Origin of the sequence: Massilia oculi (assembly GCF_017582745.1) — a bacterium.
GTDB classification, from domain to species: Bacteria; Pseudomonadota; Gammaproteobacteria; order Burkholderiales; family Burkholderiaceae_D; genus Telluria; species Telluria oculi_A.
The window spans coordinates 152,973-174,261 of the sequence record NZ_JAFVIM010000011.1 but is presented as its reverse complement, the minus strand read 5'-3'; the positions used below and the strand labels follow the sequence as shown (position 1 = coordinate 174,261).

Below are 21,289 nucleotides of genomic sequence, written 5' to 3'. Positions count from 1 at the left end.
GCCTGCCCGTCAAGAGGATTGCGCGCGTGCTCCGTCGCGACCGATGGAGCCCCTGGCGCATGTTGGAACTATAAGCATCCACAACGGTCTGAGCCATCTGAATGCGACAAGCTGTCAGTTGGCCGGTGTGAACGGCGGTATGACGCGACGGGGCGCATGCCGCCCGCCGTTTGCGAGCTCGCAAACGGCATGGCCCGCGACGGTATAACAATGTCGGTGTTGTCTGCCTGATTATTGTCGTTTCCATAGCGAAAGGCCGCTGTTTTGAACGAACCACCGCCGAAGCCAGCGGCGCCCACGTCCGCGCCTTTATCCGATCCTCCGCTTGCCGGGGAAGGGAAGGCCATTCCAGCGGGCGACTTTCCGGCGCGCGTCGAGGCTGGGCCCGAAGCCTTCGGCTGGCTCCACCATTTCGTCACGGCGCTCGAGCTGGCGCCGGCGGTTGCCGTGCATTCGATAGACCAGGCCGGCACCATCCGCTTCTGGAACCGCGCCAGCGAAGAACTGTACGGCATCCCGTTGGGCGAGGCGGTCGGCAAGCCTTTCCGCGAGCTGGTGTTCCACCTCGACCACCAGGCCGAGTTCGAGGACGCGATCGCCGCGATCTGGCGCAGCGGCCACGCGCCGCCGGCACGCGACTGGCAGGTGCAATCGCGCACCGGCCGGCGCCACTGGGTCTATTCCTGCCACTACCCGGTCAAGCACGACAGCGTGATGCAAGAAGTCTTTTGCATGGAAGTCGACATCACGGCGCGTAAAGAGGCCGAGAGCAACCTGGCCCAGGCGGCCCAGGTTTTCCAGAACGCGCGCGACGCCATCATCATGATGGATGCCGACTACCGCGTGCGCGCCGTCAACGGCGCCTTCACCAGCATCACCGGCCACGCTCCCGAGCACATCCTCGGCCAGTCGCTGGCCAGCCTGGGCTGGGATGCCGCCGACGGCTTCTACGAGCGCATCTGGTCCGAACTCGACGGCCAGGACCACTGGGAAGGCGAACTGGCGAGCGTGCGCAGCAATGGCGAGCGTTATCCGGTGCGGGTGGCATTGACGGCGATCCGCGACGCCCACGGCGACGTGTCCAGCTATATGGCGATGTTGACCGACATCAGCGAGCGCAAGCGGCTCGAGGAGCAGGTGCGGCACCAGGCCGAACACGACGCCCTGACCGGCTTGCCCAACCGCATCCTGTTCCTCGACCGCCTGCACCAGGCGCTCGCCACCTGGCGCCGCCAGCGCGACCGTTGCGCCGTGATGTTCCTCGACCTCGATAAATTCAAGCCGATCAACGATACCCACGGCCACCAGGCCGGCGACGCCGTGCTGCGCGAGGTAGCCGCGCGCCTGCGCGCCTGCGTGCGCCGGGTCGACACCATCAGCCGCCTGGGCGGCGACGAATTCGTGGTGCTGCTGGCCGACATCAAGGGCGCCGACCAGGCCGCGCACGTGGCAGGCGCCGTCACCCAGGCGGTGGCGCGTCCCATCGACGTGGGCGGGCAGCAGGTGGCGCTGTCGGTCTCGATCGGCATCGCGCTGTGCCCCGACGACGGTGACGAGGTCGAGGCCCTGCTGCACCATGCCGACGTCGCGATGTACCACGCCAAGCAGGATGGACGCGATACCTTCCGCTTCTTCGATCCGGCCATGAACGCTCATGTGATCGAGCGGGTCGAGCTCGAGAACCGGCTGCGCCAGGCGATCGAGAACCGGGAGTTCGTGCTCGAATACCAGCCCGAAGTCGAGGTGGCGAGCGGCCGCGTCGGCACGGTCGAGGCCTTGCTGCGCTGGCGCCATCCCGAGCGCGGCCTGCTGCTGCCGCAGCACTTCTTGCCGGTGGCCGAGGAATCCGGCCTGATCGTCCCGATCGGCGAGTGGGTACTGATGCAAGCTTGCCGCCAGGCGCGCGCCTGGAGCGATGCGGGTTTTCCGGTCACGGTCGCGGTCAACCTGTCCGCCGCCCAGCTCGCGCACGCGGGGCTGCTGCCAGCGGTCGACGCCGCCTTGCAGGGCGCCGGCCTGGCGCCGGGAGCGCTCGAGCTCGAGATCGACGAGGATGCGCTGGTGCGCGGCGAACCGGCGTTCGAGACGGCAATGGCGCTGCGCGCACGCGGCGTGCAGCTGAGCATCGACCGTTTCGGCACCGGCCTGTCGAGCCTGGAGGCGCTGCGTCGCTTCCCGCTCACCAAGCTCAAGATCGACCGCAGCTATGTGGGCGACGTCGGGCACGACCCGGTCGATGCGGCCATGGTGCCGGCCATCATCGCGGTGGCGCGCAGCCTGGGCTTGCGGGTGGTGGGGGAGGGCGTGGAGACGGCCGAGCAGCTGGATTTCCTGCGCCGGCATGGTTGCGACGATTACCAGGGGTTTTATGCCAGTGCGGCCATGGCGACACCTGACCTGTCACCGCATCCTGGCTGATACGTTGTCGGCAGGGTCGGCGGCTACGCCGCCGACCTACCGAACAACCGTATCCTGGCCACCACCTGGCCATGGTCCGACGCCTCGGGCAAGCCGAGATTCAGGTGGTCGTTCAGGTACACCACGTCCACCACTTCCCCGATCGCCCCCGGCAGCGCCGGATTGAATTCTGGCGACACCAGGATGTGGTCGATGGTCGAGTGGCGCGTATCGTGCAGGATCGAGAAGCCGACGTGGCGCTGGTGGTCGAGCCGGCGCTGCACCTGGCTGGCGTCGAACATGCGCTCGCCGACCGGCGTGCCTTCGCCCAGCACGATCTCGGTGGTCACCGAATCGGCGACGTCGTTGAAGTCGCCCAGCACGATGCGCGGCCGGCGGTTGGCGTGAGCCATGTCGGTCAGGAGCACGCGCAGCGCGGTGGCCTCGGTGCCGCGCCGGATCAGCGAGCGCAGGCAGGCCAGCGCATACAGGTGCGGGTCGGCGCCGCTGTCGCTCGAACGGTAGTCGGGCCGGCGCGACTTGAGATGGACCACGACCACGTCGATCACCACCCCCGGCGCCGCGATCACGCCCGCATGCAGCGGCGCGCGGGTGAACCGGTCCGGGTCGCGGCTGCCGGGCGGCATCGTGACGTTATCGGGGAACAGGGGCAGCTGCGATCCGGGTTCGGCCAGCGGCAGGCGCGAGACCAGGGCCACGCTCGGGGTCAGGCGCGGGGCATGCGGGTCGGGATCGAAGCCGATGTGGTGGGCGTCGCGGTAGCGCCGGCTGCGCCGCAGCACTTCCTTCAGCACGCTCTGCGAAAAGATCTCCTGGAAGCCGATCACGTCGGCATTGATCAGGTCGAGCTGGTGCGCGGTCCAGTCGAGCTTGGCCTCGTATTCCGCGGTCGTGGTGGGCGCGAGATTGTCGTACAGGCGGGCGCCGGGCGGGGCCAGGTTGAAAGTGTTGAAGGTGGCAAACCGAAGTTCTTCCTGCATAATAGAAACCCCTATTGTTCGTCTTTAGCGTAACACGCATGGCCAAGAAAGAGCACGTCTCAGAGACACCCGCCACCCAATTCCTGCGCAAGCATGCCGTCGCATTTTCCGAGCATCCTTATGAGTATGAAGAACATGGCGGAACGGCAGTGTCCTCGAGCGCACTCGGCGTGCCCGAGCACGACGTGGTCAAGACCCTGGTGATGCAGGACGAAGCCGCCAGGCCGCTCATCGTGCTGATGCATGGCGACTGCAAGGTGTCGACCAAGAACCTGGCGCGCGCCATCCCCTGCAAGTCGGTCGAGCCATGCAAACCGGACGTCGCCCAGCGCCACTCAGGGTATCTGGTCGGCGGCACTTCTCCCTTCGGCATCCGCAAGGCGATGCCGGTCTACGTCGAGGAAAGCATCCTGGCGCTGGACAAGATCTACATCAATGGCGGCCGCCGCGGCTACCTGGTCGGCATCGATCCGAAGGTGCTGGTCGACGTGCTGAAGGCGCGCCCGGTGCAGTGCGCCCTGGCCGAGTAACTTTATCCTTCGCGATCCGATGGTGTATATTCACGACCGATTTCCGGTAATGACACCATCCGGAACCCACTGAGAGACCAGATGAACACCCTGATTGCCACCATTGCCGCCTATTTGATCGGCTCGATTTCCTTCGCGGTCGTGATGAGCCGCGTCTTCGGCCTGTCCGACCCGCGCACCTATGGCTCCAAGAATCCCGGCGCCACCAATGTGCTGCGCAGCGGCAGCAAGAAGGCCGCGATCGCCACCCTGGTCGGCGACGCCGCCAAGGGCTGGCTGGCGGTGTGGCTGACGGTGCGGTTCGGCCCCGACTTTGGCCTGGATGACACCGGCATCGCCCTGGTCGCGATCGCCGTCTTCATCGGCCACCTGTGGCCGGTGTTCTTCCGCTTCGTGGGCGGCAAGGGCGTGGCCACCGCGCTGGGCGTCCTGATCGGCATCAATCCATGGCTCGGCCTGGCGACCCTGGCCACCTGGCTGATCGTCGCCTACGCCTTCCGCTATTCCTCGCTGGCGGCCCTGGTCGCCTCGATCTTCGCGCCGTTCTACTACGGCCTGCTGTTCGGCGTCGACGCGATCCTGTTCGCCGTGTTCGTGATGAGCGCGCTGCTGCTGTGGCGTCACAGCAGCAATATCGGCAACCTGATCGCCGGCAAGGAATCGAAGATCGGCAGCAAGTCGGCCGGCGCCAAGAAAGCAAAATAAGGCCGGCGCGCGCCGGATTTTCTTGCAGGCGTTACCATTCGTCTCGAACAGCGGCGCATCCGTGCCGCGCCGGACAGAAAGGTGGTAAGCCGTGAGCAAGCAACTCAGGATCGATTTTGTGTCGGACGTCTCGTGCCCATGGTGCGCGATCGGCCTGAAATCGCTGGAACAGGCCCTGTTGAAGGTCGGCGACGAGGTGCGCGTCGACCTGCATTTCCAGCCCTTCGAACTGAACCCCGACATGGGCCCGGACGGCCAGGACATCGTCGAACACGTGACGCAGAAATATGGCGCCACGGCCGAGCAGCAAGCCGCCACCCGCGAGACGATCCGCGAACGCGGCGCCGCCGTCGGTTTTACCTTCGACATGGAGCGGCGCGGCCGCATCTACAACACCTTCGACGCCCACCGCCTGCTGGCCTGGGCCGAGGACGAGGGCAAGCAGCGCCAGCTCAAGACCGCGCTGCTGGAAGCCTATTTCACCCGCTGCGAAGACCCGAGCAACCACGAGGTGCTGCTGCGCACGGCCGAAAGCGTCGGCCTGGACCGTGAAACGGCGGAGCATATCCTGAAGTCCGACGAGTATGCGAACGACGTGCGCGCGCGCGAACAATTCTTCCAGCGCGCCGGCGTCAAGTCGGTGCCGGCGATCATCATCAACCAGCGCCATCTGATTTCCGGCGGCCAGCCGCCGGAAGTGTTCGAGCGGGCGTTGCGCGAGATTCCGGGGCTCGAACCGGAAGCCAACCCTACGTGAGTTCCAGCACCACCGGCTGATGATCCGACGCCGCCGTCTCCGACTGCACGTCGAGCGAGCTCAAGCGCGAGGCCAGGTCGTCGGTCACGAAGAAATAGTCGTAGCACTCAGGCCGCTCGGGCCACGGGAAACCGTGCAGCCCGGTGGTCGGTGCGCGCGCCATGTCGCCGTGCACCGCGCGCCAGGCGTCCACCAGCGGCAGCGCGCCGGATTCCGGCGCCGCCAGCAGCGCCTGGTAGTCCGGCGCATCCGGCGCGAAATTGAAATCGCCGCAAAGAATCGCCGAACCGGGCCGGAAGCCCAGCTGGAACGGCGCATCGAGGTTCGGATCGGGCTGGAACAGGCGCGAGCGGGCGCAGGCTTCGGCATGCAGCTCGCGGATGCGCGCCACTTGCGCCATGCGTTGCGGCGGCGAATAGTATTCCAGGTGGGTGGTCAAGAGGCGCAGCTTGCCGGTCGGGGCATCGACCACGGTTTCGAGCAGGCCACGCGGCATGCCGGCGGGATGTTCCGGATCGGCCGGCCAGGGCAACAGGTGGCGGTGCACCTGCGAGATACGGTATTTCGAGAGGATCAGGTTGCCGAACAGGCGCGGGACATTGTTCTTGTAGATTTCACTCGGGGCGTGCTCCATCGCGTGGTAGCCGCCGAATGCGCCGCTGAGCTGCTTGAACTGGTTGGCGCTGGCGCTGCCCTCGAGCTCGGGGTGGTTGGCGGCCACCTCCTGCAGGCAGATCACATCGGGGTTCAGCCGGCGCAGCACGTCGATGACCGCATGGATGCGAATTCGACCGTCCTTGCCACAGCCCCAACGAATATTCCAGCTTACTACACGCATTGTTCACCTCCGTAAATCTTGATCGACGGATATTGCCACCGTTTGGCGAGCAACGGTCACACGGTAGGATCGATGTCAGGCTGGCAAGTTCAATGGCGAATTCGAGCGCTTTCCTTGTAATTCATGCAGCTTCCAGCTCGTCCAGCGGCCAGCGCGGGCGCACCGTGAAGGCATAGTCGCGCTGGGCCAGCGCCGGGTTGCGCTCGAGGCGCATGGCGCCGGCGAAGGCGATCATGGCGCCGTTATCGGTGCAGAATTCCAGCTCCGGGTAATAGACCTTGAACTTGCGTTTAGCGGCCGCTGCGTTCAGCGATTCGCGCAATTGCTTGTTGGCGCCGACGCCACCCGCGATCACCAGGCGCTTCAGGCCCGTGTGCTTCATCGCATTGACGCATTTCGCGGTGAGCACGTCGACGATCGCATCGACGAAGCCGCGCGCGATGTTCGCCTTGTCCTGCTCGCAGATATTGGCAACGACCTTTTCTTCGTGGTTCTTGACCACGGTGAGCACCGCCGTCTTCAGGCCCGAGAAGCTGAAGTTGAAATCCTTGCTATGAAGCATAGGGCGCGGCAAGGTATAGGCGCTCGGATCGCCGAATTCCGCCAGGCGGGAAATCGCCGGTCCGCCCGGATAACCCAGGCCCAGCAGCTTGGCCGATTTGTCGAAGGCTTCGCCGGCCGCGTCGTCCAGGGTCTCGCCCAGCAGGGTATAGCTGCCGACGCCGTCGACCCGCATCAGCTGGGTATGCCCGCCCGAGACCAGCAGGGCGAGGAAGGGGAATTCCGGGCGCTCCGATGCGAGCAGCGGCGACAGCAGGTGGCCTTCGAGGTGGTGCACGCCGAGCACGGGTTTATCGAGCGCCAGCGCCAGGCTGCAGGCGACCGAAGAGCCGACCAGCAGCGCGCCGGCCAGGCCCGGGCCTTGCGTGTAGGCAATGGCGTCGATGTTCGATGCCGGCAAGTCGGCGCGCTTCAGGACTTCGTCCAGCAGCGGAATCGCGCGCCGGATGTGGTCGCGCGAAGCGAGTTCCGGCACCACGCCGCCATACTCCTCGTGCATGGCGACCTGCGAGTGCAGGGCGTGGGACAGCAGGCCGCGCTCGGTGTCATACAGAGCAAAGCCGGTTTCATCGCAGGAGGATTCGACGCCGAGAACGATCATGGGAAGAGCAGTGTGAATTAGGCAGAACCGTCGATTTTACCGTACGGTTCGTTCCAATTCACGGACGCTGCAATAACTCCTTGTGCGCCTGGCGCAACATGCTCTCGGTCTCCTCCCAGCCGATGCAGCCATCGGTCACCGAGCAGCCATAGGTCAGCTGCGACAGGTCGGCTGGAATCGCCTGGTTGCCGCTGACGATATTCGACTCGATCATCACGCCCACCAGCGATTTGTTGCCATGACGAATCTGCTGGATCACGTCCGACATGACGAGCGGCTGCAGTTCCGGCTTCTTGTAGCTGTTCGCATGCGAGCAGTCGACCACCAGATTGGCCGGCAGCTTGGCCTTGGTCAGTGCCTGCTCGGCAATGGCCACCGACACCGAATCGTAGTTCGGCCGGCCGCCGCCGCCGCGCAGCACCACGTGGCCGTAGGCATTACCGCTGGTGCGCACGATCGCGACTTTCCCCTCGCCATTGATGCCCAGGAAGGCATGCGGATTGGCCGAGGACAGCACCGCATTGATCGCGATGCTGACGTCGCCGTCGGTGCCGTTCTTGAAGCCCACTGGCGTGGACAGGCCGGACGACATCTCGCGGTGGGTCTGCGATTCGGTGGTGCGCGCGCCGATCGCGGTCCAGGCGATCAGGTCGCCCAGGTATTGCGGGGAAATCGGGTCCAGCGCCTCGGTCGCGGTCGGCAAGCCCAGCTCGCAGACGTCGAGCAGGAAGCGGCGCGCGCGTTCCATGCCGACGTCGACGCGGAACGAGTCGTCCATGAACGGATCGTTGATATAGCCCTTCCAGCCGGTGGTGGTGCGCGGCTTCTCGAAATACACGCGCATCACCAGCACCATGGTGTTGCTGACTTCGTCCTGCAGCGCCTTCAGGCGGCGCGCATAGTCGAGGCCGGCCTCCGGATCGTGGATCGAGCAGGGGCCGACCACGACGAACAGGCGCTTGTCCTTGCGGTCGAGGATGTTGCGCAGCGTCTCGCGACCACCCATGACGGTCGCATAGGCGCGCTCGCTCAGCGGCAGGGTCGCATGGAGCTCGACCGGCGTGGGCATGCGGGTGAACGAGCTGACGTTGGTGTTTTCGATTTGAGGCGTGCTGGTCATGGTGCTGTCTGGTTTTTTTCAGGTGGATCGGCCAGTGTAGACGGAAATTGCTGCACGTGCACAAGCGATATCGCAAAATAATGTTGTGCCGCTCCCTGTGCTGCCGGCCAATCCCGTTCCCGTGTATCCTTTTGCCATGACTACCGACACGAATGACATCGAGCGCTTTGTCGCGGCCCCCTTCATCAAGGAAATCGGCCGTGGCGTCAAAGGCGCGCGCAGCATGACGCGCGAGGATGCGCGCGCGCTCTACGCGGCCATGCTGGAAGGCCGGGTCTCGGACCTGGAACTGGGCGCCATCCTGCTCGCCATGCGCATCAAGGGCGAGTCGGTGGACGAGCTCGGCGGCTTCATGGACGCCGCCGCAGCCTCGTTCGCGCCACTGCCCACGCCGCGCGGCGAATTCGCCCCGGTCCTGATCCCGACCTATAACGGCGCGCGCAAGCTGGCCAACCTGACGCCGCTGCTGGCCCTGCTGCTGGCGCGCGAGGGCGTGCCGACCCTGGTGCACGGCGTGCGCACCGACCCCGGCCGCGTGACCACCGCCGAGATCCTGCACGAACTGGGCATCGCCGAGGCAACCACCACGGCCGAGATGCAGAACGAGTTCGCCCACCTGCGTCCGGCCTTCATGCCGATCGAGCACCTTGCCGCGCGACTGGCGCATATGCTGTCGCTGCGCCGTGTGCTGGGCGTGCGCAATTCGACCCACACCCTGGTCAAGATCCTGCAGCCTTTCGATGGCCCGGCGCTGCGCCTGGTGTCGTACACCCATCCCGAGTACCTGGAAACCCTGGGCGGCTTCTTCGAGGGCGTGGACAGCGAGCAGCAAGGCGACGCCTTCCTGATGCGCGGCACCGAGGGCGAGACCGTGGCCCACCCGCACCGCGCCCAGCGCATCGACTGGTTCCATGCCGGCCAGCGTGCGCTGCTGGTCGAGCGCGATGCGCCGACCGACGAATTGTCCGAGGTGCCCGATGGCCGTGACGCGGCCACCACCGCGGCCTGGATCGGCGCCGCGCTGCGCGGAGAAGTGCCGGTGCCGGCTTCGATCGCGACCCAGGTAGCGTACTGCGTGGAAGTGTCGCGCAAGATTCGCGCGCGCACCCAGCCGCTGGCTTAGTTGCTCACTTAGCTGCTGACCGGGACCCGCCGCTGGCATTACAATGGCGGGTTCGACGGACGGCGGGAAGCGGCAAGCATGGCAAAACAATACGATGTGGCAGTGATCGGCGCGGGCGCGGCCGGGATGATGTGCGCGGCCGTGGCCGCCCAGAACGGCAAGCGCGTGGTGCTGATCGACCATGCCGCCAAACTCGCCGAGAAGATCCGCATCTCCGGCGGCGGCCGCTGCAACTTCACCAATATCAATGCCGGCCCGCAAAACTACCTGTCGCAGAATCCGCACTTCTGCAAGAGTGCGCTGTCGCGCTACACGGCCCAGGATTTCCTGGCGCTGGTGAAGAAATACCGCATCAGCCACCATGAAAAGCACAAAGGTCAATTGTTCTGCAACGATTCGGCCGAGCAGATCATCGCCATGCTGCGCGCCGAGTGCGAGCTGGGTGGCGTGGAATGGCGCATGCCATGCAAGGTGGCCGGCGTGCAGAAGCTGGAGACCGGCTTTTCCATCGACACCGACGGCGGCGAACTGCTGGTCGACAATGTCGTGGTCGCCACCGGCGGCCTGTCGATCCCGAAGATCGGCGCGACCGACCTCGGCTACCGCATCGCCAGACAATTCGACCTGAAACTGGTGGAAACCCGCCCCGGCCTGGTGCCGCTGACCTTCGACGGCCCCAGCTGGGAGCCCTTCGTGCCGCTGGCCGGCATCGCCCTCGAGGTCGAGGTGAGCACGGGCAGCGCAAAAGGGAAGGGGAGCTTGCGCGGTCATTTCCGCGAAGACTTGCTGTTCACGCACCGCGGCCTGTCCGGCCCGGCGATCCTGCAGATTTCGAGCTATTGGCAGCCGGGCACGCCGATCGTGCTCGACCTCCTGCCCGAGATGGACGTGGCGGAGACCCTGATCGGCCTGAAGAAGACCGAGAAAAAGCAGCTGGGCAATGTGCTGGCCCAATGGCTGCCGGCGCGCCTGGCCGACGGCTTGCTGACTGCCAATGGTTTCGATCCAGCCGCGCGCCTGCCCGACATGGCCGACGCGAAATTGCGCAAGCTGGGTGACGCGATCAACCGCTGGTCCATCGTGCCGACCGGCTCGGAAGGGTATCGCAAGGCCGAGGTGACTCTGGGCGGCGTCGATACCAGGGAACTGTCGCAGCAGACGATGATGGCCAATAAAGTGCCGGGTTTGTACTTCATCGGCGAGACGGTCGACGTCACCGGCTGGCTGGGCGGCTACAACTTCCAGTGGGCCTGGGCGTCGGGCGTGGCGGCCGGTCTGGCGCTGGCTGGATGCTGAACTGTCCGATGTGTCAATTGTGGCACACCCTCATTGGTGGTGTGATAAACGCTTCCAATGATTGCAAAACGGTGCTAGAATTTCGTTCTTATCTAAATCCAACGGTTTGATTTTTACATGACCACTATCCGCCTTAAAGAAAACGAGCCGTTCGAAGTCGCAATGCGTCGCTTCAAACGCACCATCGAAAAAACTGGTCTGCTGACCGAACTGCGCGCACGCGAGTTCTACGAAAAGCCAACCGCAGAGCGCAAGCGCAAGCTGGCAGCTGCCGTGAAGCGCCACTACAAGCGCATCCGCAGCCAGCAACTGCCGAAGAAACTGTACTAATTACAGCTCAGCCGGCCAAGACCCGGTGACGGCGATGTCTGTCCCGGCGAGTCGCTGATGTCCGCAAACCCGCTTCGGTTTCGCCGCAGCGGGTTTTGTCGTTTGTGCCACGCCACAGGCGGTCTCGTCAGTGGCCGGACCCAGTCAATACCACCGAATACGGAGATTCCATGAGCTTGAAAGAACAACTGACCGAAGATATGAAAGCCGCGATGCGCGCCAAGGAAAGCGGCCGCCTGGCCGCCGTGCGCCTGATCATCGCCGAAGTCAAGCGCAAGGAACTCGACGAGCAGACCCAGCTGGACGACACCCAGGTGCTGGCCGTGATCGAAAAGATGATCAAGCAGCGCAAGGATTCGATCACCCAGTTCGAAGCCGGCGGCCGCGCTGACCTGGCCGACGTCGAGAAGGCCGAGATGGCCATCCTGTCGACCTATATGCCTGCCGGCCTGTCCGACGAGGAAATCGCCGCCGAAGTCGCCGCCGCCGTGGCCGCCACCGGCGCCAGCGGTCCGCAAGACATGGGCAAGCTGATGGGCGTGCTCAAGCCGAAGCTGGCGGGCCGTGCCGACATGACCGTCGTCTCGGGCCTGGTCAAGAAGGCCCTGGCCGGCGCTTGATTGCTGCATAAGCCACATGATGTCCCGGCACGTTGCCGTGCAGGGACATCATCTTGTTGCATATCAATTTGCAGCAAGCGCTGCGGTATAGTCTGATTTAGACAAACACTGTGTAACGCCAAGTGATTCCGCAAACTTTCATCACCGATTTGCTCAACCGTGTCGACATCGTCGACATCGTCGGCCGCTACGTCCAGCTCAAGAAGGGCGGGGCCAATTTCATGGGCCTGTGCCCATTCCACAACGAAAAATCCCCAAGCTTCACGGTCAGCCCGACCAAGCAGTTCTATCACTGCTTCGGCTGCGGCGCCCACGGCACCGCGATCGGCTTCCTGATCGAGTACTCGGGCATGGGCTTCGTCGATGCCGTCAAGGACCTGGCCCAGAACGTGGGCATGATCGTGCCCGACGCCGACGACCGCATCCCGCCGGCCCAGCGCGCCGCCCAGCAGGCGCAGACGCTGGCCATGACCGATGCGCTGACCCAGGCCTGCAATTTTTATCGCGCCCAGTTGCGCGAAGCGCCCAACGCGATCGCCTACCTCAAGAACCGGGGCCTGACGGGCGAAGTGGCGGCCCGCTTCGGCATGGGCTACGCGCCATCCGGCTGGGACGGCCTGCGCTCGATCTTCCCCGACTACGATGCCCACGTGCTGGTCGAGTCCGGCCTGGTGATCGACAAGGTCGACGAGCAGGGCAACCACCAGCGCCGCTACGACCGCTTCCGCGAGCGCGTGATGTTCCCGATCCGCAATACCAAGGGCCAGGTGATCGGCTTCGGCGGCCGGGTGCTCGACGGCGGCGAACCGAAATACCTGAACTCGCCTGAAACGCCGCTGTTCCAGAAGGGACTGGAACTCTATGGCCTGTTCGAGGCGCGCCAGGCGATCCGCGACGCCGGCTACGTGCTGGTGACCGAGGGCTATATGGACGTCGTCGCGCTGGCCCAGCTCGGCTTCCCGCAAGCGGTCGCCACCCTCGGCACCGCCTGCACCACGACCCACGTGCAAAAACTGTTGCGCCAGACCGACGACGTGATCTTCAGCTTTGACGGCGACAAGGCCGGCCGCCGCGCCGCGCGCCGCGCGCTGGAGGCCTGCCTGCCGCAGGTGAGCGACGACAAGACGATCAAGTTCCTGTTCTTGCCGCAGGAACACGACCCGGACAGCTTCGTGCGCGAACGCGGGGCCGAAGCCTTCGAGCAAGAGATTGCCGACGCGATGCCGCTGTCGCAATTCCTGCTGCGCGAAGTGACGCAGGAACATGACCTCGACACGCCGGAAGGGCGCGCCCATGCCCAGTTCGAGGCCAAGCCGCTGCTGCAGGCGATGACGCCGTCGAGCCTGCGCCTGCAGATCGTGCGCGGCCTGGCCAGCATGACGCAATCGACGCCGGCGGAGATCGAAAGCCTGTTCGAGTTGTCCAAGCCGGTAGCGACCGCGCGCCGCGCGCCGCCGCGCCAGGGGCGGCCCGAGCCGGTGGGGCTCGAGCTCAAGATGCTGCGCATCCTGGTTGCGCACCCGCACCTGGCCCTGCAGCTCGACGAGCAGGCGCTGCAGGCCTTCGATTATTTTGGAGAGGAAAGCTCCGATCGCCTGCGCCACCTGGTCGAGACCGCGCAGGCGCTGGGTGAACACGGCACCTTCGCGGCCCTGTCCCAGCAGCTGAGGGAAGTGACGAACGAATACGATGCGATGATCGCCGAAATCGCCGCGGAACCGGAAAATGAGGTCGATGGAGACCGCATTGTTCTGTTAAGTTCTGTGCGACAGATCAAGGTGGATCGTCTAAAACAGGAGCTTAACCAGTTGTTTTCTTCGGGATTGACCCCAGATCAGGTAAGTGCTCGCTACCGCGAGATTGTTGCTCAGCAGGACCTTCTGGCCCGCGAGGCCGCTGCCGAGATGGCACCCCGATGATCACCTGGCTCCGCCCTGGACGCCCAGGCGCTCGCAACTGGAAAAAGGTGGGGTGCGTGCTATAATAAAACGCTAACTATTGCAACTGTTGAAACCATTTTCGGTTCAATTGGACGCGTGGTGTTTCAGTTAGCGAGGCCCATGGATTTGTGCCTGCAGGATGATGTAAGGTAACAAAACTTTATTTTTAACCATCGTAAAGTTAGTCGTTGTGACATCGAAAGCGCCTGTGCCAACCAAGAAACCCGAAACCAAAGTGGCTGCGAAAACCACGAGAGCGTCTGCCGCCAAGGCGGACAATTCGCAAGACAAGGCCGAGGTTCGTACGGCGAACCCAGCGCCTGTCAGTCAGACGACCGATGCGGCTACCCTGGCCGCGATCGACACGTCGGGCTACGTCCTGCCTTCCGTCAAGGTACCGGGACGCCGTGGCCGCAAGCCGAAGGAATTTACCCCCGAGAACGACGAGATCGCGGCGCTGAACGCGGTCGAGCGCGCTGAGCTGAAGGCGGCGGACAAGGTCAAGGCCAAGGACCGCAAAGCTAAGGAAAAAGCGCTGCTGAAAGATGCGTTCTCGTCCGATACCGAGGCCAGCGAGGAAGAACTCGAGCTGCGCCGCAACAAGCTCAAGGCCCTGATCAAGTCGGGCAAGGAGCGCGGCTTCCTCACGTATTCCGAGATCAACGACCATCTGCCCGAGAATATCGTCGATCCGGAAGCGATCGAAGGCATCATCGGCACCTTCAACGACATGGGCATCGCCGTGTACGAACACGCGCCCGATGCCGAGACGCTGTTGTTGTCCGATAACGTGCCTAACGTCACGAGCGACGACGAAGCCGAGGCTGCCGCCGAGGCCGCGCTGTCGACGGTCGACTCCGACTTCGGCCGCACCACCGACCCGGTCCGCATGTATATGCGCGAGATGGGTTCGGTCGAGCTGCTGACGCGCGAAGGCGAGATCGAGATCGCGAAACGCATCGAGGACGGCCTGAAGGACATGATCCAGGCGATTTCTGCTTGCCCAGTAACCATTGCCGAGATCATCGACGCCGCCAACAAGATCGAGCGCGACGAGATCAAGATCGACGAGATCGTCGACGGCATGGTCGACCCGGAAGAAGGCGAAGACGTTTCGCCGAGCGCGGTCGCCCCGACCTCGACCGATTCCGACGACGACGAGGAAGACGAAGAGGACGCCGAAGAAGAGGAAGAGGAAGAAGAAGCCTCGACCGGCACCGGCGCCGCCGCGGGCTACTCGGCCGAGCAGCTCGAAGCGCTCAAGCAGGCCGCCCTCGGCAAGTTCGACGAGATCGGCCAGCAATTCGACAAGATGCGCAAGGCCTTCGAGAAGGACGGCTACAACTCGAAAGCCTACGTCAAGGCGCAAGAAGCGATCTCGAACGAGCTGCTGGGCATCCGCTTCACGGCCAAGGTCGTCGAGAAGCTGTGCGACACCTTGCGCGGCCAGGTCGACGAAGTGCGCCACATCGAGAAGCAGATCCTCGACGTCGCGGTCAACCGCTGCGGCATGCCGCGCGCCCACTTCATCAAGGTCTTCCCGGGCAATGAAACGAACCTGGAATGGGTCGACGGCGAAGTCAACGCCGGCCACGCCTATAGCGCCATCCTGGGCCGTAATATCCCGACGATCAAGGAACTGCAGCAACGCCTGATCGACCTGCAAGCGCGCGTCGTGCTGCCGCTGCCAGACCTGCGCAACATCAACCGTCAAATGGCGGCCGGTGAAATGAAGGCCCGCAAGGCCAAGCGCGAAATGACCGAGGCCAACTTGCGTCTGGTAATTTCGATCGCCAAGAAGTACACCAACCGCGGCCTGCAATTCCTCGACCTGATCCAGGAGGGAAATATCGGCCTGATGAAGGCGGTGGACAAGTTCGAATACCGTCGCGGCTATAAATTCTCGACGTATGCGACGTGGTGGATTCGCCAGGCGATTACCCGCTCGATCGCGGACCAGGCGCGCACGATCCGTATTCCGGTGCACATGATCGAAACGATCAACAAGATGAACCGGATCTCGCGCCAGATCCTGCAAGAAACCGGCGCCGAACCGGATCCGGCAACGCTCGCGATCAAGATGGAAATGCCGGAAGATAAGATTCGCAAGATCATGAAGATTGCAAAAGAGCCAATCTCCATGGAAACGCCGATCGGTGACGACGACGATTCGCATCTGGGCGATTTTATCGAGGACAACAACACCCTGGCGCCGTCGGATGCGGCCCTGCACGCCTCGATGCGCGGTGTGGTGAAGGACGTGCTCGACTCGCTGACGCCACGCGAAGCCAAGGTGCTGCGCATGCGCTTCGGTATCGAGATGTCGACCGACCACACGCTGGAAGAAGTGGGCAAGCAGTTCGACGTGACCCGCGAGCGGATTCGCCAGATCGAGGCGAAGGCGCTGCGCAAGCTGCGTCACCCATCGCGTTCGGACAAGCTGAAGAGCTTCCTCGAAGGCAGCAGCTGATTGGTCGTGCAGGCTTGACTTACCTGCAGTAAAGGCAATATGCTCTCGCCACTTCGTTCATCCGGTGTCCAGCCGGTGAGCAGGTGGCGAGTTCGCTTTCCACCGTACCAGTTTCTGGGCCTCTAGCTCATGCTTGGTTAGAGCAGCGGACTCATAATCCGTTGGTGCCGTGTTCGACTCACGGGAGGCCTACCAATAAAATCAAGGACTTGTACCTGATTTGCGTGAGAATCCTAGTTCCGCAAATAAGTCCAAGTTCCGCAAAACACTTATTGTCGATGTGTCGGTTAGGAATATTTCTTAGCTAAGTAGATGGCGCAGCGTTAACCTTGGTCATCCTGTGTTGATTCTGTATCTCGTAACAGTTAGGCAACTTTATGGCAAAATCATCATCGTCCCTTGCTGACATTCTTTTCCCTGGCTCATATGAACAGCAAGAATTTGCCGAGGGAATTCTTAGCATTCCGCCAGAGCAACGGAAGTTGCACACGGAGACGTACGATTTTACGGTTGATACGGTAGTTGAGCGGCTCCAAGATCACACAATTTTTATTCCAGAATTTCAGCGTAAGTATGTTTGGAAAGATGCACAGGCATCTCGTTTAATTGAATCACTGATTATCCAGTGCCCGATTCCTGTGATCTACTTAAATCAGGAGCATGACGAGAGACTCGCGGTGATTGATGGTAACCAGCGTCTGACATCAATTTCAAGATATTTGAACAATGAATTCCCGCTGAAAGGGTTGACAGCCTATCCTGAGCTGGAAGGCTTGCGGTTCCATCAATTGGACCTGCGATTTCAGCGACATATCCGAAACAGGACGCTTAGGTGTATTGTTATTCTAAAGGATACTCATCCTCAAGTTAAATTTGATGTTTTTGAAAGGTTAAATACCGGGGCAGTAAAGCTTACGCCGCAGGAATTGAGGCATGGTATCTATTTTGGCGATCTTATAACCCTCGCTACTGAAGTCGCAGAGGAAACGAAGTTCGCGCAAACCCTAGATATTAAAGACGATAAACGGATGAAGGCAGAGGAGTTGATACTCCGTTTTTGGGCGCTATCCAACAAATACGACGTGTACCGCAAGCCATTGGCAGGGTTTATTAATTCCTATGCCGAAGAGAATCGCCATCTTGATGATTCTCAAAAATACAACCTACGCCATTCGTTTGTTTCAACATTGGCGCAGGTTCGATATATCTTTGAAGATCTTGCCTTTAAAATTTATGACGAAAATGGTTTCGTCGATAGTAAGTTTAATTCGGCATTGTTTGATGCTGAAATGTTGGCGGCATATCAAGTCGTTGCTGATTCTAAAGCAAAATTCAGGGATGGTGAGTTTATTGTTCCTGGGCTGGTATCACTGTTAAAGTCTAGTGAAAGCTTCCGTAAATCTATCAGCATCGCAACGAGTGACGAAAACCAGCTAAAAATCCGGGTCAATGCGATGAAAACGCTATTCACCGCGTAGTATGTCATATAGCATTAGTAAACAGCGCATCTCTCTAGAGCAACAGTTGGATTTGATCAAGGCGAATGTAGCCCTTGCTGATGATTCCAGCGTTTCTGTCGTTTTGCGTGACTATGCAATTGCCGCGGCTATATTCTTAGCGCATGCGGAGTTCGAGAATTACTTCGTATATGTTTTGTCTGATTTGGCTGGGACTTACACATCCGCTGCAGGTGACGCAACTAAGCTCCCATCTAGGCTGAGAGCACACCTAATTACAACTAGGCTTAACTTGGAAGGACTTGCTCCAAAGTTAGTTTCCAGGTCCAGAGATCAAGAGGTATTTTCAATAATTGAGCGATGGTTCACTGCAGCTGATAACAAGCTAATAGCCGGGACCGCGCCACTTCCAGTTATAAGTGGGGGCGACATTTTCGGCGATTCTACTTATCCATCAATCAAAAATATTGAAAAGATTTTAAAGCGCCTAGGGGTTGGCGACCCTAAGGGTGAGCTGAATCGCATCGGTGGCGGTAAGGATATTGTAGGATTGTTAGAGTCGATTTCAAGCCTGCGCACAGCACTTGCACATAGCGCTACATTGCCAGGCGTAAATGTTTCGGATGTTCATCAACGTATCGACGGGTTAAAAGAGTTTGTTTTAGCTTTCGACAAAATCGTTTTTAATCAAGTCTTAACGAGTTTGAGCGTTTCTGATTGGCAGGCACATATGTGCTAACTGGACCTGTTGAATTAGAACTTTGTAGGCTTGACTAGCTTTCCTTTTCGATGTCGTACGTACTGCTTCGTCATGGTAGGAGAAGTATGGCCCAGCTGGTTTTGCGCTGCTTCCATGCCGTGCAGCTCTTCTTTATCAGTCCCGGCTTTCGCACGCAAATCACGGAATTGGAAGTTCCATATTTCGGTTCGAAGCTCAGGATTTTTTGCCGCCGCTAATTTACGGGCTTTGTCGAATGCCCCGCGAAACTGATTATAGTTTTTGGGAATCAGCTTAAGGCTTGTTACTTTTTCTGTAGCATTTCGAACTAAAATTCGGTCGATCACTGTCTCAAGCTGCCCTTCGATTGCAACACGTAGCTTTGCGCCTGTCTTGTTCTGCTGCACCCATACTGCGCCCTCTTTAACGTCCGACCGGCTGACCTTCAGCGAATCAGCTGGCCGCTGGCCAACCAAGTACGCGAGGTCGAGCAGATCCTGCAGCCAATCGACTGCCGCTGACCGCACCGCGTTATAGACGTGATCTTCAATGTAGGCATCACGCCCGACCTCCCGGTGCCCTTTGACGCCAGCACAGGGGTTTGGGAGCTTGGTAAGACCCTTCTCGCGGGCATGATTCCATATGTGCGAGAACAGAGCCTTTTCGCGGTTCGCTCGGACATGGCCAGCGTTGGTCGATACGGGCAACGGTTCCTTACCGTCAGCGACCCGCCTGACGTTCTCGGCTTTCTTTCTCTCGATGGTCCATTGAACGCGCCAGTCAAGGAATTGTCGAATATGGATTGGCTCGATATCGTCCAGTGCGGTCGGCGGGTCATCGAAAAACTTGTAGAGCACCTCGAGCTCTTCGAGGTTATCTCTCTGGGTGCGAACCGCCTTAGTTGGAAGGACGTTACGAATGTATCGCTCGGCTGCGCGCTTGAACGTAATGGTCTTTCCTGCGGAAGGGTTGCTGTTCAGCTCTGCCCACTGGCGCACCGCCTCGGTGTAGTCCTGGCCGACCGGCTTCTCGCGGCGCTTGCCGCCCTCAACCACCTCGACGTAGTAGTACGTTCCCGACGGGCGGTGTCGCGCACGCATGCCCGAGGGGAGATTGAAATTTTTGGTCGGCGTCCTGCCCATGTCACGCTGCACTTAGTACTCGAGGAACCCACGGCTTTTTTGGCTCTGCAGCAGCGGGAGCCGGCGTGCGTCCCTCCACCGCGGTACGGGCCACTATAGCCCATCCAGTTGCATTTACAAAAAAAGGAACCCCCATTCGCCGGAGCGCTTCAATTTGCGGGTTTCGCTGTGCGCGACCAGTGAGCAGTCGCACATCGTCTCTGGATAGAAAGGTAGCACTCATTTGTTAAATTCCTTCCACCGAAGAATCGAGTGGTGGTGGTTGCACGTGGACATACGTCTTTATCTGAATTTCCTTGCTGTCGAAGCCTCCAACCTTGCCGGCCAGGTAGACGGTCATCGAGATGCGGCCGCCGTCGCGGTTGGCGGTCAGGCAGCTGATGAACTGGTTCAGGCCTTCATGCACCACGGGACGAGCGCAGTGCATGGACTTAAGCAGCAGCAGGTGATGTCTGTAGGCATTCGGGTCGTTTGGCTCGTCCTGCGTGCCTTGTATGGGGCCGGTCATGCTGCCTCCCGTTTGCTGTCCGAGCCGTCGAGCCAGTACTGGAAAATGACCAGGCCGTCTTCGCTGGAGACGCTTTGGTTTCCGATGGTCTTTGACAGCACCCTCATGCCCGCGGGGCCTGTGGAGTGGTCGGTCACCGGTCGGGCGATCTGATCGAACTTCGCGCGATCGCCGACAATCACATACACCACGTTGCCGCCTGGTGCTGGCCCAACGTAATCGCTTGCAAGCATGCTCACGCTGCCTCCCTGTCGAGGATTGGCGTTTCGGTCGAGGGCGGGGTGTCCTCGTTGAACGCTCCCATGTCGAGGCCGTGCATTAGGTAGTCGCGAAATGCGTCGACGCCGCCGTCGGCGATCTCGTGCACGACAGCCCGATAGAAGGCGCGCTGGCGTGCTGGCGGCACCTCGATGACCATGAACCTGCGGTTGCCGATGTCCGCCGGCAGAAAGTCGGGGCTGCTGGTGACGTAGATGAAGTTGAGCCGGCTCGGGACCACGCTCGGCGCCTGTCCTTCGCGCTCGACCACAAAGGATCCGGCCGTCATTGCTTCCTCTATTCGCGCGATGTGCGGTCGCGCGAACTCCCCGTCGATCAATGCCAGGCTTACGCCGTCGACCCATCCGTCGAACCTGCTGTGCAATCCGCGCGGCCGGATCTTAGCGGCTGCTGTGCCGTACAGCTCGGCCACCACGAAGTTCAGGAACAGGGATTTGCCGGAGCCCTCGCTACCATTGAAAACCAGCGCGGTGGACATCTTGGCGCCTGGATTGCGCAGCGGGTAAGCCAGCCAGCGCAGGACCCAGAGCCGGAGGTCGTGGTCAAGGTCGCACAGGTGCGCCAGGAGGGTCATGATGTTGCCGCAGTGGCCCGGCCGCGCCTCGTTCGCTGCGGCTGGCGGCTGCGCTGCGCCGGTCGCTTTCGGCGACGTGGCGGTGGAGAAGGCCGCGATCGCGCGGAGCATCTTCGTGATCGTCTTCATACAGGTTCCTCGAGTAGGATGTTGAATGGGTAGGTCGGGTGCTGCTTGAGCCACGGCGCCATGCTGTCGGCCAGCTCGGTCAGTGCAGCGGTATTGGCCTGCAGGGCAGTGCGGACCTGTTCGTAGAACGTCGCCTTCCCGGGGCGGCGCCAATGCGCCCCCCCAAAACACCAAGTCATCGACGAGCGCCGTC

Annotated in this window: 22 protein-coding genes and 1 tRNA gene; 13 read left to right on the top strand and 10 right to left on the bottom strand. The window is 61.5% G+C overall.

Annotated features, from left to right (window positions below):
* Window positions 1-264 precede the first annotated feature (264 nt).
* Complete coding sequence (locus J3U95_RS14805; RefSeq protein WP_229519847.1) at window positions 265-2,418, top strand: putative bifunctional diguanylate cyclase/phosphodiesterase; 2,154 nt, start codon at window positions 265-267, stop codon at window positions 2,416-2,418.
* Window positions 2,419-2,441: 23 nt separating this feature from the next.
* Here the strand turns inward: J3U95_RS14805 and J3U95_RS14800 are convergent, their stop codons facing one another.
* Window positions 2,442-3,398, bottom strand: a complete 957-nt coding sequence (locus J3U95_RS14800; protein ID WP_208279320.1) for an endonuclease/exonuclease/phosphatase family protein — start codon at window positions 3,396-3,398, stop codon at window positions 2,442-2,444.
* A 38-nt stretch (window positions 3,399-3,436) separates the two neighbouring features.
* On the opposite strand from J3U95_RS14800, the gene ybaK reads away from it, so the two are divergent.
* The 3 genes from ybaK (at window position 3,437) to J3U95_RS14785 (ending at window position 5,390) form a co-directional block, all read left to right on the top strand.
* Window positions 3,437-3,928 carry a Cys-tRNA(Pro) deacylase gene (gene ybaK, locus J3U95_RS14795; RefSeq protein WP_208279319.1) on the top strand — a complete coding sequence of 164 codons (492 nt, stop codon included), beginning with the start codon at window positions 3,437-3,439 and terminating at the stop codon, window positions 3,926-3,928.
* 81 nt (window positions 3,929-4,009) lie between these two features.
* Complete coding sequence (gene plsY, locus J3U95_RS14790; RefSeq protein ID WP_208279318.1) at window positions 4,010-4,633, top strand: glycerol-3-phosphate 1-O-acyltransferase PlsY; 624 nt, start codon at window positions 4,010-4,012, stop codon at window positions 4,631-4,633.
* 91 nt (window positions 4,634-4,724) lie between these two features.
* Entirely contained in the window at window positions 4,725-5,390 is a 666-nt protein-coding gene (locus J3U95_RS14785; protein WP_208279317.1) for a DsbA family oxidoreductase, read from the top strand.
* On the opposite strand, the gene J3U95_RS14780 is transcribed toward J3U95_RS14785, so the two are convergent.
* The 3 genes from J3U95_RS14780 to J3U95_RS14770 form a co-directional block, all read right to left on the bottom strand.
* Complete coding sequence (locus tag J3U95_RS14780) at window positions 5,383-6,228, bottom strand: endonuclease/exonuclease/phosphatase family protein (RefSeq protein ID WP_208279316.1); 846 nt, start codon at window positions 6,226-6,228, stop codon at window positions 5,383-5,385. The two genes, J3U95_RS14785 and J3U95_RS14780, sit on opposite strands and share 8 nt — an antisense overlap.
* A gap of 121 nt (window positions 6,229-6,349) precedes the next feature.
* Window positions 6,350-7,390, bottom strand: a complete 1,041-nt coding sequence (gene tsaD, locus J3U95_RS14775) for a tRNA (adenosine(37)-N6)-threonylcarbamoyltransferase complex transferase subunit TsaD (RefSeq protein WP_208279315.1) — start codon at window positions 7,388-7,390, stop codon at window positions 6,350-6,352.
* Between the two features lie 58 nt (window positions 7,391-7,448).
* On the bottom strand, window positions 7,449-8,510 hold the full coding sequence (locus J3U95_RS14770; protein WP_208279314.1) for a 3-deoxy-7-phosphoheptulonate synthase: 1,062 nt from the start codon (window positions 8,508-8,510) through the stop codon (window positions 7,449-7,451).
* 136 nt (window positions 8,511-8,646) lie between these two features.
* Between J3U95_RS14770 and ybiB the strand changes: the two genes are divergently transcribed.
* From ybiB to J3U95_RS14725, 9 genes are all read left to right on the top strand, one after another.
* Window positions 8,647-9,633 carry a DNA-binding protein YbiB gene (gene ybiB / locus J3U95_RS14765; RefSeq protein WP_208279313.1) on the top strand — a complete coding sequence of 329 codons (987 nt, stop codon included), beginning with the start codon at window positions 8,647-8,649 and terminating at the stop codon, window positions 9,631-9,633.
* Between the two features lie 78 nt (window positions 9,634-9,711).
* Window positions 9,712-10,929: a BaiN/RdsA family NAD(P)/FAD-dependent oxidoreductase gene (locus J3U95_RS14760; protein WP_208279312.1), complete on the top strand. Its 1,218-nt coding sequence runs from the start codon at window positions 9,712-9,714 to the stop codon at window positions 10,927-10,929.
* A 117-nt stretch (window positions 10,930-11,046) separates the two neighbouring features.
* Window positions 11,047-11,259 carry a 30S ribosomal protein S21 gene (rpsU, locus tag J3U95_RS14755; RefSeq protein WP_005665410.1) on the top strand — a complete coding sequence of 71 codons (213 nt, stop codon included), beginning with the start codon at window positions 11,047-11,049 and terminating at the stop codon, window positions 11,257-11,259.
* 170 nt (window positions 11,260-11,429) lie between these two features.
* Entirely contained in the window at window positions 11,430-11,879 is a 450-nt protein-coding gene (locus J3U95_RS14750; RefSeq protein WP_005665412.1) for a GatB/YqeY domain-containing protein, read from the top strand.
* Between the two features lie 122 nt (window positions 11,880-12,001).
* Window positions 12,002-13,798: a DNA primase gene (gene dnaG / locus J3U95_RS14745; protein ID WP_208279311.1), complete on the top strand. Its 1,797-nt coding sequence runs from the start codon at window positions 12,002-12,004 to the stop codon at window positions 13,796-13,798.
* A gap of 229 nt (window positions 13,799-14,027) precedes the next feature.
* Entirely contained in the window at window positions 14,028-16,289 is a 2,262-nt protein-coding gene (gene rpoD / locus J3U95_RS14740; protein WP_208279310.1) for an RNA polymerase sigma factor RpoD, read from the top strand.
* A gap of 116 nt (window positions 16,290-16,405) precedes the next feature.
* Window positions 16,406-16,484: transfer RNA gene (locus J3U95_RS14735), tRNA-Ile, on the top strand.
* A gap of 182 nt (window positions 16,485-16,666) precedes the next feature.
* Window positions 16,667-17,767 (top strand): DUF262 domain-containing protein, encoded by a 1,101-nt coding sequence (locus tag J3U95_RS14730; RefSeq protein WP_208279309.1) that lies wholly within the window; start codon window positions 16,667-16,669, stop codon window positions 17,765-17,767.
* Between the two features lie 46 nt (window positions 17,768-17,813).
* Complete coding sequence (locus tag J3U95_RS14725; protein ID WP_208279308.1) at window positions 17,814-18,485, top strand: HEPN domain-containing protein; 672 nt, start codon at window positions 17,814-17,816, stop codon at window positions 18,483-18,485.
* A gap of 14 nt (window positions 18,486-18,499) precedes the next feature.
* Here the strand turns inward: J3U95_RS14725 and J3U95_RS14720 are convergent, their stop codons facing one another.
* From J3U95_RS14720 to J3U95_RS14695, 6 genes are read right to left on the bottom strand one after another with little or no spacing between them, the layout of a single operon-like run.
* A complete protein-coding gene (locus J3U95_RS14720; protein WP_370662074.1) occupies window positions 18,500-19,618 on the bottom strand; it encodes a tyrosine-type recombinase/integrase in 1,119 nt (372 codons plus the stop codon).
* A complete protein-coding gene (locus J3U95_RS14715; protein WP_208279307.1) occupies window positions 19,608-19,829 on the bottom strand; it encodes a DUF4224 domain-containing protein in 222 nt (73 codons plus the stop codon). Before J3U95_RS14715 ends, J3U95_RS14720 begins: the two co-directional genes overlap by 11 nt.
* Before the next feature lie 3 nt (window positions 19,830-19,832).
* The gene (locus tag J3U95_RS14710; RefSeq protein ID WP_208279306.1) at window positions 19,833-20,114 is read right to left on the bottom strand and encodes a hypothetical protein; all 282 of its coding nucleotides are present in this window, start codon (window positions 20,112-20,114) and stop codon (window positions 19,833-19,835) included.
* Complete coding sequence (locus J3U95_RS14705) at window positions 20,111-20,353, bottom strand: hypothetical protein (RefSeq protein WP_208279305.1); 243 nt, start codon at window positions 20,351-20,353, stop codon at window positions 20,111-20,113. Before J3U95_RS14705 ends, J3U95_RS14710 begins: the two co-directional genes overlap by 4 nt.
* Window positions 20,350-21,096: a primase-helicase family protein gene (locus J3U95_RS14700; protein ID WP_208279304.1), complete on the bottom strand. Its 747-nt coding sequence runs from the start codon at window positions 21,094-21,096 to the stop codon at window positions 20,350-20,352. The genes J3U95_RS14705 and J3U95_RS14700 overlap by 4 nt, the downstream gene beginning before the upstream one ends.
* Window positions 21,093-21,275, bottom strand: coding sequence for a hypothetical protein (locus J3U95_RS14695; protein ID WP_208279303.1), 183 nt, complete (start codon window positions 21,273-21,275; stop codon window positions 21,093-21,095). Before J3U95_RS14695 ends, J3U95_RS14700 begins: the two co-directional genes overlap by 4 nt.
* Window positions 21,276-21,289: the final 14 nt, after the last annotated feature.